The organism is Pontibacter mucosus (genome assembly GCF_003054055.1).
Taxonomy (GTDB): Bacteria; Bacteroidota; Bacteroidia; order Cytophagales; family Hymenobacteraceae; genus Pontibacter; species Pontibacter mucosus.
In genome coordinates this window covers 179,809-192,208 of sequence record NZ_QBKI01000009.1, presented here as the reverse complement: position 1 = coordinate 192,208, position 12,400 = coordinate 179,809, and the positions used below count along the sequence as shown (strand labels likewise).

The following is a 12,400-nucleotide window of genomic DNA, read 5'->3' as shown; positions in this document are numbered from 1 at the left end:
ATGATTGATAAAACAAAAAACTGGTTGCCCAAAGATGGAACGGTCCACTATTACGGCATAGTATTCCAGCACCAGGATGCCGTCCATTACTTAGAAAGGCTACTCAGCACGATTGCGTGGAGGAATGATGAAGCAGTTATGTTTGGAAAAAAAATAGTCACCAAAAGAAAAGTTGCATGGTATGGGGAGAAACCATTTGAATACACTTACTCTAACACTACTAAATATGCGCTGCCATGGACGAAGGAACTTTTGGAGTTAAAAACCATAGTGGAGCAAGAGACAGGTGAGACATTTAACTCCTGTTTACTTAATCTGTACCACACCGGGGAAGAAGGAATGGCGTGGCACAGCGATGCAGAGACAGATTTAAAGAAAGACGGAGCCATTGCCTCTTTAAGCTTCGGGGCGGAGAGAAAATTTGCTTTCAAGCACAAAACCACAAAAGAAAAAATAGAACTGCTTCTAGAACATGGAAGCCTTTTGGTGATGAAAGATACGACTCAGACTTTCTGGTTACATCGACTTCCGCCGACCAGGCTCATCAACAAGCCAAGAGTAAACCTGACCTTCAGGACGATTAGTCATTAAACAGATTATAGTTAAACCGTGTGTCAGCAGAGCCGCCAGGAACAGGAACTCTCTGCAAACACTTTTATAAGGAATTACAGGACATTTTAGCTGCCTTTGTGCTCAGCTGCAATTATTGAGCGCAAGGGCTATAACCAGCACCACCGGCCCCACCAGGCGCTGAATTTCAGGGTGTCAGTAGAATTACCGGGAGAAATTGTAATTTGAAAAACAACTACACAATGGCTTAAATATTTGGGAAGCTTGCATAGCTAAACGTTGGCAGCCATGGTAAACCGACACTCCGTAGACCCATGAAATATAAAGAAACAAAACCTTGTACTTCATTAGAACCATATATTCATTCCTTTTGGCAGTTAAAAGGCAACGACAGTGATAACCAGTGGGAGCGAAACTTCCCTGACGGATGTCCCGGTTTGGTGGTCAATCTAGGGGATACTTGTATCACCGACAATGGTGCAGCTGTAATGGATTTTGGCAAAACGTATGTAGTGGGGGCAATGACTTCTTATAAGGACAGTTTGATCAACTCCAACACCCACCTGATTGGAGTATGCCTGAAACCAGGAGCTTTCTCCAATTTCTACAACTATGCACCTCAAAATGAACTGACGAACAAAACCATTCGGCTCGAAAGCGCTCATGCATTTGACATAGGCAATGTCCTTAAAACCCGGTATACTACCTGAATGTTTTTTTTATGGACCGATTACAAAATAGGAGCGGCGTGTTACAAGCGGTTATTGACGATATTCACCAGTCGAACGGCCAGCTAAGCATAAGCAAACTTGCCGAGAGAAATTCCATATCTATAAGACAGTTGGAGCGAAATTTCAAAACGCATGTAGGCATAACGCCAAAAGAGTACTCGAACATAGTCCGCTTTCAAAATGCGTTGGCTGCAATCAAGAGCCCAGATATGAAACGGAGTTTATTGGATATAGCATTTGAGTATGGCTATTACGACCATTCACATCTGACCAACGAGATAAAACGCAATACCGGACTTTCCCCCTCACAACTTTGATCTGTCGTTTTTTTCCAAAGTAGAAATGGGTGCGCCATTTTATTATTGCAGAAAAATCAACAGATAAACTACTATGAGAAAATTATCACTCTTCATCGCGACAAGTTTGGACGGGTACATTGCCAAACCAAATGATGACCTCAGCTTTTTGAAATTAGTCGAAAAAGAAGGCGAGGATTATGGTTATGCAGAATTTACCTCAAACATTGACACCATTATTATTGGTAGAAAAACGTATGATTGGGTTCATAGAGAAATAGGCACTTCGCATTATGACAATGGCGAAAGAGATGTGTATGTTATTACCCGAACGGAAAGACCAAGTGTTGGCAGAATAAAGTTCTACACCGGCGATTTAACGGAACTGGTGCAACAACTAAAGAGCGAAAACGGGAAAAACATCTATTGTGACGGTGGGGCGGAAGTTATCAACGAATTTTTGAAAAGCGACCTGATTGACGAATTGATCATTTCGATTGTTCCCGTATTGTTAGGGGCTGGAACAAGACTGTTCAAAGATGGCAGACCGGAACAAACACTTGAATTTGTGACTGCTAAAACCTTTGATACAGGATTAACGCAGTTACACTACAGGCGAAATAAATAACGAATCGCCAACATGGGGTATAAAACGTAGGGCGAATAGAGGTTCCGACTCGTTTTCGGTTCTTAGCAAAAGAAGTCACGACGGGCAGGTGCCTAGCTCTGAAATGCCCTGCGTTTTATACCCTCCTTATTGCCAGCGGTGATTGAACAGCAGGACACGCCCAGGTACAAACCGGAGAAGTGTCCATTCTGAATTACCCAATCCGAACGTACTTTCACATTTTAAGAGACGCTTCCCTTCCACGATTTCTAAAATTTACAACCTAATAAAGCGGCAGTGATTAGTGGGTTGTGATTCAGTTGCTTGTATCACCGTCTTTATAAAAATAGCAGGTTAGCATATTGAATTAAATAAAATTCAGGCCTTCTATCCATTACATGCGGGCATGGTAAAGTAGTACAGTATTACTGGTTTCAGATGCTGTGTATTGTTTAATTTAACATGTGATGAAATGAATAACTTTTTTGAAAGCCCTTTTAGAGGGAAGATAATTAATGAGCATATCACCAATCCTAACATCATAGCTGGTAAATATTCTTATTATTCAGGTTACTATCACGGCCATTCTTTTGATGATTGCACTCGATATCTTTTCCCTGACAGAACCGGTGTAGATAAACTAATCATTGGAAGTTATTGCTCTATAGGAAGTGGAGCAAGTTTTATCATGGCAGGAAATCAGGGGCATCGTTATGACTGGATTTCGAGTTTCCCTTTTTTCTATATGTCAGAAGTCGAATGCTTTCGAGACAGCAAGGATGGCTTTCAAAATGCCGGTGACACGATTGTGGGGAATGATGTCTGGATAGGTAGTGAAGCCATGATTATGCCTGGCGTTAAAATTGGAGACGGAGCGGTGATCGGAAGCAGAGCGTTGGTTACCAAAGATGTAGAACCGTATGCCATCGTAGGCGGAAATCCTGCTAAGATCATTAAGAAACGTTTTGAGGAAGAACATATCCAAATGCTTTTAGAGATGAAGTGGTGGGATTGGGATGAAGAAATTTTAAAGGAAGCAATACCTATTTTATGTTCCAGTAACATTGGTCTCCTGTATCTGTTCTTTAAAAGGAAATTTTAAACCAAAAGGGCCTCGTAAATCAGAGGTCATTTTTGATAAGTCGCACAAGATGAATAAACGACAAACTCATTACTTTCTTGATTTCTCCTCTGCTTCTACTTTCTTTCTAGTTGTTTTAATTTCACCTGTTTTAACAAAAGTGTCGCTTTTATTCAAACCAACAACGAGCGGGAGCTGAAGCCCACCTTGAGAACTTTTAATACAAGGGATAATTATCTAAATGAATGACCAAAGTGTTGACATACAGTGAAAAAGAATTACAGGGTGCTAGATTCGCTGTTAATTCAACAATCAGCAAATGTGAAAAGTAATTACAAAACATAAAGGATAATTCACCACAAAAGACGCTGCAAACAAACAGAATCAAAGCTTATAAGATATCAGCTGACTTGATAGACAGAGAACTTCTGGAGTTACAGAATAATCGGAAACACTAAATGGCGCCCTCTAACAGGGCCTATGTGCAAGCAGGGATTTCGTTATTCGGAGGACAGGAAGGGGCTAATTCTAAGACTCAGTTCTTCGGACGTTTGAGACTAAGAATCTCCGCCTGCAAAAAGCTGCAAAAACCTTCATGATTGAAGGAGTATTCAAACATATAAAAGGTGAAGGTTGCGCTTTGCCAAAACGGGGTGTGCTTTCAACAGGTAAAGCACTAAATATTAGCTTCAAAGAGAACCTGGCGATGAAATTAACTATGTTACCTCTAAGCCACTAACTGTTAAAGGATGAAAACAGAAAGACTGATTTTAAGGGAACGAACAAAACAAGTTCAAAAGGATCTACTGCGTCTGCCCGTGAAAGAGCAGCTTGGTTTTTTGGGGTTGGACACGGAGGAGCAACTTAATGCTGAATTAATAAGAAGCAACAAGCGTCTGGGCAACCTTGAAATGAAATGGCTTAAGTGGGAATTGATAGAGAAGGAGTCACAAAAAGTGATTGGAAGCTGTGGCTTTCATAATTGGTACGAAGAACATGAAAGGGCAGAATTAGGCTATTCTTTACATGAGAACTTTAGAGGTAGAGGGTTTATGCATGAAGCACTCACATGTGTTATTGAACATGGCTTCAAAGTAATGAAGTTGAATAGAATAGAAGCTTTCGTTGGTCCATCTAATCTACCTTCCATCAGAGTTATTGAGAAGCTGGGATTTACCCGGGAAGGTCTTCTAAAAGAGCATTACAAAATAAATGACCATATCTATGATTCCATAGTTTACTCCTTGCTGAGATCCAAATGAAAACAGTACACCTGGACAAAGATTTGAAGTTGTTTTATGTGGAAGCAACTTCTTTTCCAGCCGGAGTCAAAGAAGCTTTCTTAAAACTTGAGCATATGCTGCCAACAAGAAAAGGAAGAAGATTCTTTGGCATTTATCAGGAAAGAGAGAAGGGTATAACCTATAAGGCTGCTGTATTAGAGCAGTTTGAAAATGAAGCGGCACAATATAACTGTGCGTATTTTCTTATAGAAAAAGGAAGCTACGTTACCGAATCAATTGAGGACTGGCAAACAAAGATTGAATGCATTGAGGAAACTTTCAACGCCTTATTTAAGGTAGAAAACGTGCATGCTCAGAGTTCCTCTATTGAATACTATAAATCGCTTAACGAACTCGTTTGTATGGTTAAGCTTAACGATTGATAGTACTACCCCTGGCCTCAGGCACTACCCAAACGCCGGCAGGTCTGCAATTGATAACTTGTATCCTGACAAAAATTGAGAAATGGCTGAGAACTACAAAAAACGGATTTCAAGACTGACTGCCATTCTTACCCAGTTGCAGACCCGGCGGCTTTTGACTGCCTCCGAACTTGCCGAGAAATATGCTGTAAGCACCCGTACCATTTACAGGGACATAAAAGCACTGGAACAGGCGTTCCCATTGTAATGGAGGAGGGGAAGGGATATGCCATTTCGGAGTATTACAGACTTCCGCCTGTCATGCTTAGCGAAAGTGAAGCCAATGCATTGGTTACAGCAGAGCAGCTGGTTCAGCAAAATAGTGACGACTCCTTTGTCAAAGCCTATTCGGGAGCCATCGCAAAAGTCAAAGCCGTTTTAAAGCACAGCCTTCAAGATAAAGCCAATTTGCTTTCTGAAAGGATACGGATCTTCCAGAAAGCAGAAAACAAAAGAACAAGCAGCAATCTAGCTGCTCTGCAATTTGCCTTAACCAACTTCTGCCTAACCACGATAAAGTACACGAACGAAGCTAACCTAGCCTCGGACAGAACGGTGGAGCCTTTTGCTTTGGTAAGCACTCAGGGAAATTGGTTGCTGTTGGCTTGGTGTCGTTTACGCCATGAGTTCAGATTTTTCCGCCTGGACAGGATGCAGAAAGTGGAGGTACTCACTGAATCATTTACGCCTCATGAAATGACCCTTCAGGAATACTTCGACAGGCATTACTGATTTTTTTCCCCACCCCTGACATACTGTTGTCGCAAGGCCACTTTAGTTTAGCGGCATCATCAACCTTAAGACAAAGTGTATGAACATCATCGTGGGTGCAACAGGACAAGTCGGCTCCTATCTTATCAGCGAACTTAAAAGTAGCGGTTATCCTGTGAGGGCAGTGGTCAGAGAACCAACCGAGCTGAAAGCCAAAACTATCGAAGCCAAAGCAGCAAATCTGTTCGATGCTGAACAACTTACAAAAGCATTCAAAGGCGGAACTACCGTCTTCGTTCTAACCCCTGAGAGCCCAGCATCAAGCGACATAATCGGGGAGACCAAACAAATTGTGGCTAATTATAGAAAGGCCATCCAGGAAGCCAGGATACGGAGGGTGGTAGGATTATCCTGTATTGGGGCGCATGTTGAAGGCAGCACGGGCAACATCCTGATGTCCCGTATCCTGGAGCAGGGTTTTGAGGGCTTGGAGGTAGAACAAGTGTTTGTCAGGCCCTCCTATTATTTCAGCAATTGGCTGGGTTATCTGGAAACGGCTCAGACGTATGGGGTATTGCCTTCGTTTTTCCCCGATGACCTACACCTCGACATGAACTCCCCGGTTGACCTGGCAAAGTTCATTGCCCATGTGATGTCGACCATCACATCGTCAGAGAGCAAAAAGATATACGAACTGACAGGCCCCCAGAAATACAGTGCGCGTGACGTAGCCCGTGTATTTTCAGCATTGCTACATAAAAATGTAGCTGTTCAATCCATTCCAAATGCTCAGTGGAAAGAAACGCTCCTGTCAGTCGGTTTTACGGAGAACACGGCACGCAATCTTATGGATATGACGCAGGCCGTTATTTATCATAAAACTGTGCCTGAGCGACCAGGGGACGCCCTAAAACTTCCAACGACTTTGGAAGTGTATATGGAAGAACAACTGAAAATTCAAAGCATGACCCGTTAATCTTGCCTATAGCCGATGGCGGAGAAAGTACTTCATCAGTGGGTAGCGGCTCCTGGCCAGGATAGCGGTTGGCTACCAGAGGAGTATATGAAAGCCCGCGCAGTCTACATGGGAGGGCTGTTGGCAGCACCTGTTGTAAATTACCACACGAAATTGCTGGCAATTATTTATGGAAAGACTAATGAATTCAGAGAGTATATTGCTTAGACCAGCGGAACCAGCTGACAGGTAAAAAATATTTGATTGGCTGACTAACTCCAATTTAACGGCAGAGATGCCTGGGTTTCCTACTTATCCTGAGAACCTGCCCCCCTACCTGGAATGAGTTCGAAAGTGGTAACTGCGTCACAGCAAAGCTAAGTACGCTGGCGGGCATTGTAAACGAACGACACAGCATCACAGAACATTTAAATAATTGAGAATTGGACAAAAGAGTAAAATTTGACTTCGGAATATATTTTACGAACGGTGGAAGCATAAAAGGTGAAGACTTTCGTCTTGACATACTGGGCGACGATATCCCTGATAAAGAGCTTTCGGACTTTATTGTCGAAGATTTAAGACTTCTGATGGTAGGAGAAACTAAAATCCTGAATAAAGAAATATTGACCGAGCCTCATAAAAGAAAACCCATTAATGAGAAAATAGGGAATGGCGTATTTATTGATTTGAGTCACACGATCGAACATGGACTTGTAACTTATAAAGGGTTACCAGCACCGCTCATTTGCGATTATTTAGGCAGAGAAAACTCAAAACAATACTATACTGAGGGGACTGAATTTCACATTGGTAAAACTGAAATGGTAACAAACACAGGAACTTATATTGACTGCCCATTTCATAAATTTGAGAATGGAAAGGACCTTTCAGAAGTTGGATTAGATTGTTTTACAGACCTTAATGCAATCGTAATTCGTGTTCCGTATTCAGAGACTTTAGAAATAACGGAAGAACACTTTAAAAACCACGAGATCAGAAACAGAGCGGTTCTAATTCACACAGGCTGGGACAGTAATTGGAATACAGAAAAATATTACGAAAACCATCCTTATTTGACAGAAGGTGCAGCGAAATTTTAAAAGACTGTAATGTTAAATTAGTCGGGATTGACTCACATAACATTGACAGTACTTTAGGAAAAACAAGACCTGTTCAGACGACTCTGCTGGGAGCAGAGATTTTAATTGTTGAGCACCTGTGTAATCTTGATTTATTGCCCAATAATGGCTTTACTTTCAGTGCTGTTCCGCCTAAATTCAAAGGAGTTGGGACATTCCCAGTAAGAGCAATGGCTAAACTGCCAAAAAGTGTTTAGCGGAACAAATGTCATCATGCTTCAAACAGCAGATGGGATGTATACTGAAGTGGAGAGCCTGAGTTATTACAAAGGATATCCGAAGACGGCCTCAACGGAGTTCGCCAACCTGGGCACTAGGACTGCCAGTAATTACTATGCTTTCCGTTTTGCGGGGCAGATAGACGGAACTCAGATATTCTAAGGCAATACGGCTGCGCCCACGGTACTCTGTTATCTGTTAATTGTGTGTCGTTAGTGTCACGTCCTTTTTTCCAGGAAACAGCTACGTCATAGGGGATTGCCGGGAGAGGGGACAACAGTACAGCCGGGGAACTGCTCTTTTCAGAGGGCTCCCCGGCTGTTATTTTTGATGACTATACTACAGACAAGGGAATCAGGATTTATTGAAGCGAATGTCTGTAGCTTTCCAAGCGTATTTGCAGCTACTCTTGCTTCTGAATTGTTGGTACCAGAGTGCTCCATTTCCTTAGCCTCAGGCAGCCCCTTTTTCCCCAGGCGGTGCCTTGCTCGCAGACGCAGCTTCCAGGCCCAGGATATAGCTGGCGGCCCTGAAGGCCTTACCGGCGGCGTAGAGGAGCATCGTCTTGTCATCGCGGAGCCTGCTGACCCAGCCCTGCAGGTAGGCTACCGAGTTGTGGAAGACCTGCTCCTGGATGCCGGTGTAGGCGCAGAGGAAGCTGGCCCCCATCTCGGCCACGAGCTCTTCTTTGCTGTAGGCCTCGTCCCCGAAGCGGCCGGCCTGCTCCCCCTCTGAGAAGCGGTTGAGGCGGGAGGGGTGGCCGGTGGCGTGCACCAGCTCGTGGAAGAGCGTGGCGTGGAAGGCCTCGGGGGAGGCAAAGCGCCTGAGCTCGGGCACCCGCACCATGTCCAGGGCCGGGGCGTACCAGGCCTGCCCGCCTCCGAAGCGGATGCAGGGGCGCGGGGCAGGGAAGCCCTCCACCACTTGCTGGCAGGAGGCGATGCACTGGTGGGCGCTTCTGTCGGGGATCTCGGGCAGGCTAAAGTCCACCCCCACCACCTGGTCGATGTTGAACACAGTCCACAGGAAGGGGACAAGCTTTCGGGAGGTGCTTTCCTCCGGTGTTGCGGAAGCGTCCGGCTGGTTTTCCTCCCCGGCCTTGGCGCCGTACACTTTCCAGTAGACGACGGGCATGCCCTGCTGCCCCTTGCGCACGTGCCCGCCCAGCTCCCGGGCCTGGCGGTAGGTGAGGAAGTACGGGGCCGTGAAGCCGCGCCTTTCGGTGAGGAAGTGGAGGTAGAGGGCGTTGAAGCCCTCATAAGCACGGCCGGAGAAGTAGTTTTTGGGCAGGCCATAGGAGCCCCAGGGCTGTTGCCAGATGGCCTTTCCTTTCAGGAGTTCGGCGATGACCTGGTCTGTCACCTGGCTGGCGAGCTGGTGGAGTTTCTGGTAAGCGTTCATAATGGATGTTTTAAGTGGTGGACGAAATGTTTCTGGAAGTGCGATGGCTTCCTGTTAAAAGAGACGAGGGGCTACAGGAGCCCCTCGTCTGCTAAAGAGTAATAGCCCTCGCTGGTGAGGATGAGGTGGTCGAGCACGGCGATGTCGAGCAGCTCGCCTCCGGCCTTTGTCTTCTTGGTCAGCTGCAGGTCCGCCTGGCTGGGGGTGAGGTTGCCCGAGGGGTGGTTGTGGGAGAGGATGACGGCCGAGGCGCAGGCCTTGAGGGCGGCCACGAAGACGAGCTTGGGGTCTGCCACGGTGCCCGAGACCCCGCCGGTGGAGAGCTCGTAGACGCCCAGCACGCGGTTGGCCCGGTTTAAGAGCAGCACCTTGAACTGCTCGACGAACTCGAGCTTGCTTTTGTCCCAGCCCTCTTTCAGCACCTGGTAGGAATCAGCCGAGCAGGTGACCTGCGGGCGCTCTGAGGGCTTGACGCGGTTGCGGTAGGAGAGCTTGACTTCGGCTACTCTTGGCAGGGCGGAGGTGTTAACGGTCTTTTCCATAATCATCTGGTTTTAGAGTGAGAAGAATTGATTATGGTGCCCCCGCCGCCTTCGGAGCCGGACTGAAGGCAAGGTGGAGCCAAAGAAAATGCGGAGGGTCCGCCCAGGGGTGGATACCCATTTTGTTTGGACGACCTTGGCGTAGCGGACCTGTGTCTGGACCGCAAGGCTACCTTTGTACCGGAATGAATGACGATGGACTTTTGTGTCGGAGTGGCTTAGGGGATAGGATGTGGGGACTGCCTGCCGCTCCTTGAGGTGAGTCACAAAAGTTAGGCAGTAGGCCCTGGGAACTTGTAGGAACGTGCTTCGTCTTGGCGCCGCATGCCTTCCGGGCGCGCAGCCAGCGAGAGCGCCCAATCCTTCCGCGACCCTGTATACACTTTTATTGGGAAAGCATTGAATGTTGCATATTAATTTCTTATTATTAAATCTTACTATATATGCAATGCACAGCGATGGTATTCAATTGTGGCCCGATGAGAAGCTGCTCGAACTTATTCGTGCAGATGACTGTGCTGCCTTCGATGTGCTATATGCAAAGTACTGGTCCAAGCTGTACATGGCTGCCTTTAACATCCTCCGGGATAGGCAAGCCGCAGAGGATATTGTGCAGGAGGTATTGGTAAGCCTATGGCTCAGGAGGGATAGCCTGGAAATTGGCTCCCTGAGCACGTACCTGTACGCCTCTGTTCGCTACCAAGTATTTAAAGTAATTCGGTTAGGTAAGATCAGGGAGAGCTTATTCCTTGAAGTGAAGGAACTCAGTGTCGGTAACCAGGGCGAAAACGCATTGATACAACAAGATATCAGCAACCTGCTCGACGAGGGGGTAAGCAGCCTGCCCGAAAAGTGCCGGCAGGTTTTTCTTCTGAGCCGAATGGAGCACCTGACTACGAAGGAAATCGCGCAACGCCTCGGCCTTGCCCCCAAGACTGTTGAGAACCAGTTAACCATTGCCTTCCGCCGGCTGCGTGCAGTACTGGGGGACTTCATCCTGCGGACAGTCATTGTCTTGGTCGGCTGGTGGCTTTGAACGGCTTTCTCCTTTCTTCCTCCCATTCCTCCTCTGAATAATTATCCCTTTTGACAGCCAACGTGTGTGCAGTTCTCTTCCTGCTATAAATAGTATAAAAAAATTTCATTTCGCTTTGGGGGTGCGCCTCCACTTGTGGTACATATAATAAACATCCAAGATGGATAAGGAAAAATTCTTAGAATTAGTGGACAGGTACCTTGCCGGGAAAGCAAGCGCGGAGGAGGAGAGGCTGTTGTTCCGTCTTTACGAGAAGTTTCAGGAAAGGGGAGAGGGGTGGGATTCCGCTCAGATGGGAGAGGAGTCCGAAGTACGGGAGAGGATACATGGCAGGATATCAGAGGAGATAAAGCGCCGACAGAGAAAGCAAGTGTTCTCTCCACTGCGTCTGGGCGTGGCCGCTACTTTACTCATAGCGTTCCTGTCCACAGTTCTGATGCTTTATGTTCGGCAAAGCAAGGACATGCCGGTTGTGGCACAAGTAGCCGCGCCGGATACGGTACGTGATACTTCCCCAGATGGTAGCAAGGCAACCTTGACACTTGCCGATGGCTCTGAAATCATCCTGGATGATGCTGCAGAGGGCGAATTGGCCAAGCAACCGGGAGTGAGGATCAGCAAGGCGGCAGACGGGCAGCTGGTTTATGCGGTTGTTGGGCCTGCTTCAGGCAACGTCGTAACGGAGGCAAATGCCTATAATGCCATCAAAACACCTAAGGGTGGCCAGTATCAGGTGGTGCTGCCGGATGGGAGTAAGGTGTGGCTGAATGCAGCCTCCTCGCTCCGCTACCCTGCCAGGTTCACGGGGTTACAGCGCAGAGTTGAGTTGACAGGGGAAGCTTACTTTGAAGTGGAAAAAAATGCGGATATGCCTTTTGTGGTAGAGAGCAGGGGGCAGGTGGTAGAGGTACTAGGCACGCACTTCAATATTGATGCCTATGCAGATGAGGCCTTCATCAGCACGACCTTGCTCGAAGGGGCTGTCAGGGTGTCGGCTGACAGGGCAAGCAGCCCGCAATTGCTGGCCCCTGGGCAGCAGGCGCTTGTCAGCCAGGCCAGCAGCGCTGTTTTGGTGCGGCAAGTGGACATTGACGAGGCGGTAGCCTGGAAGAGCGGCTACTTCATGTTTAATGATGAGGATCTGGAGAGTATCATGCGCGAGCTGGCCCGTTGGTATGATGTGCAGGTAGAGTACCAGGGGGACGTGGGGAGCATCAAGTTCGGCGGCGTGGTGTCTCGCTCCAAAACCATCACCCAGACCCTCCGGGTACTGGAGCTGGCAAGTAATGTCAGGTTTAAGGTAGAGGGGAAGAAGGTAATCGTTATGCCTTGAGTTTAGCTAGCTTTATTAATGGTCAGGCTGCCAAAAAAGCCGGAGGCGCTCGCAACACCTCCGGCCTGTGA

17 protein-coding genes are annotated in these 12,400 nt (G+C 46.9%); 15 read left to right on the top strand and 2 right to left on the bottom strand.

Going from position 1 to position 12,400, the window contains the following annotated elements:
• The 13 genes from C8N40_RS17390 to C8N40_RS22765 all read left to right on the top strand — a co-directional run bounded on the left by C8N40_RS17390 (position 1) and on the right by C8N40_RS22765 (position 8,179).
• Positions 1-591 carry an alpha-ketoglutarate-dependent dioxygenase AlkB family protein gene (locus C8N40_RS17390; RefSeq protein WP_342749991.1) on the top strand — a complete coding sequence of 197 codons (591 nt, stop codon included), beginning with the start codon at positions 1-3 and terminating at the stop codon, positions 589-591.
• A 293-nt stretch (positions 592-884) separates the two neighbouring features.
• On the top strand, positions 885-1,280 hold the full coding sequence (locus C8N40_RS23165) for a DUF6597 domain-containing transcriptional factor (RefSeq protein ID WP_245905168.1): 396 nt from the start codon (positions 885-887) through the stop codon (positions 1,278-1,280).
• 11 nt (positions 1,281-1,291) lie between these two features.
• Positions 1,292-1,618 carry a helix-turn-helix transcriptional regulator gene (locus C8N40_RS23160; RefSeq protein ID WP_245905167.1) on the top strand — a complete coding sequence of 109 codons (327 nt, stop codon included), beginning with the start codon at positions 1,292-1,294 and terminating at the stop codon, positions 1,616-1,618.
• A 73-nt stretch (positions 1,619-1,691) separates the two neighbouring features.
• The gene (locus C8N40_RS17380) at positions 1,692-2,225 is read left to right on the top strand and encodes a dihydrofolate reductase family protein (RefSeq protein WP_108213079.1); all 534 of its coding nucleotides are present in this window, start codon (positions 1,692-1,694) and stop codon (positions 2,223-2,225) included.
• 451 nt (positions 2,226-2,676) lie between these two features.
• Positions 2,677-3,306 carry a type B chloramphenicol O-acetyltransferase gene (gene catB, locus C8N40_RS17375; protein WP_108213078.1) on the top strand — a complete coding sequence of 210 codons (630 nt, stop codon included), beginning with the start codon at positions 2,677-2,679 and terminating at the stop codon, positions 3,304-3,306.
• Between the two features lie 574 nt (positions 3,307-3,880).
• Positions 3,881-4,024: a hypothetical protein gene (locus C8N40_RS22770; protein WP_170114141.1), complete on the top strand. Its 144-nt coding sequence runs from the start codon at positions 3,881-3,883 to the stop codon at positions 4,022-4,024.
• A gap of 10 nt (positions 4,025-4,034) precedes the next feature.
• On the top strand, positions 4,035-4,547 hold the full coding sequence (locus tag C8N40_RS17370) for a GNAT family N-acetyltransferase (RefSeq protein WP_108213077.1): 513 nt from the start codon (positions 4,035-4,037) through the stop codon (positions 4,545-4,547).
• Entirely contained in the window at positions 4,544-4,951 is a 408-nt protein-coding gene (locus C8N40_RS17365; RefSeq protein WP_108213076.1) for a hypothetical protein, read from the top strand. Before C8N40_RS17370 ends, C8N40_RS17365 begins: the two co-directional genes overlap by 4 nt.
• Positions 4,952-5,033: 82 nt before the next feature.
• Positions 5,034-5,198: an HTH domain-containing protein gene (locus tag C8N40_RS23390; RefSeq protein ID WP_342749990.1), complete on the top strand. Its 165-nt coding sequence runs from the start codon at positions 5,034-5,036 to the stop codon at positions 5,196-5,198.
• Positions 5,199-5,251: 53 nt separating this feature from the next.
• Positions 5,252-5,722 (top strand): helix-turn-helix transcriptional regulator, encoded by a 471-nt coding sequence (locus C8N40_RS17360; RefSeq protein ID WP_342749989.1) that lies wholly within the window; start codon positions 5,252-5,254, stop codon positions 5,720-5,722.
• Between the two features lie 79 nt (positions 5,723-5,801).
• Positions 5,802-6,677, top strand: a complete 876-nt coding sequence (locus tag C8N40_RS17355) for an NmrA family NAD(P)-binding protein (RefSeq protein ID WP_108213075.1) — start codon at positions 5,802-5,804, stop codon at positions 6,675-6,677.
• A gap of 422 nt (positions 6,678-7,099) precedes the next feature.
• Positions 7,100-7,759: a cyclase family protein gene (locus C8N40_RS17345; RefSeq protein ID WP_245905166.1), complete on the top strand. Its 660-nt coding sequence runs from the start codon at positions 7,100-7,102 to the stop codon at positions 7,757-7,759.
• Between the two features lie 252 nt (positions 7,760-8,011).
• A complete protein-coding gene (locus C8N40_RS22765) occupies positions 8,012-8,179 on the top strand; it encodes a hypothetical protein (RefSeq protein ID WP_170114140.1) in 168 nt (55 codons plus the stop codon).
• Positions 8,180-8,470: 291 nt separating this feature from the next.
• Here the strand turns inward: C8N40_RS22765 and C8N40_RS17340 are convergent, their stop codons facing one another.
• Both C8N40_RS17340 and C8N40_RS17335 read right to left on the bottom strand, forming a co-directional pair.
• Positions 8,471-9,418, bottom strand: coding sequence for an ArdC family protein (locus C8N40_RS17340; protein ID WP_108213073.1), 948 nt, complete (start codon positions 9,416-9,418; stop codon positions 8,471-8,473).
• A 71-nt stretch (positions 9,419-9,489) separates the two neighbouring features.
• The gene (locus C8N40_RS17335; RefSeq protein WP_108213114.1) at positions 9,490-9,960 is read right to left on the bottom strand and encodes a JAB domain-containing protein; all 471 of its coding nucleotides are present in this window, start codon (positions 9,958-9,960) and stop codon (positions 9,490-9,492) included.
• A 448-nt stretch (positions 9,961-10,408) separates the two neighbouring features.
• Here C8N40_RS17335 and C8N40_RS17330 point away from each other — a divergent pair, with 448 nt between their 5' ends.
• Positions 10,409-10,996, top strand: a complete 588-nt coding sequence (locus C8N40_RS17330) for an RNA polymerase sigma-70 factor (protein WP_211318134.1) — start codon at positions 10,409-10,411, stop codon at positions 10,994-10,996.
• A gap of 160 nt (positions 10,997-11,156) precedes the next feature.
• Positions 11,157-12,329, top strand: a complete 1,173-nt coding sequence (locus C8N40_RS17325; protein ID WP_108213071.1) for a FecR family protein — start codon at positions 11,157-11,159, stop codon at positions 12,327-12,329.
• Positions 12,330-12,400 lie beyond the last annotated feature (71 nt).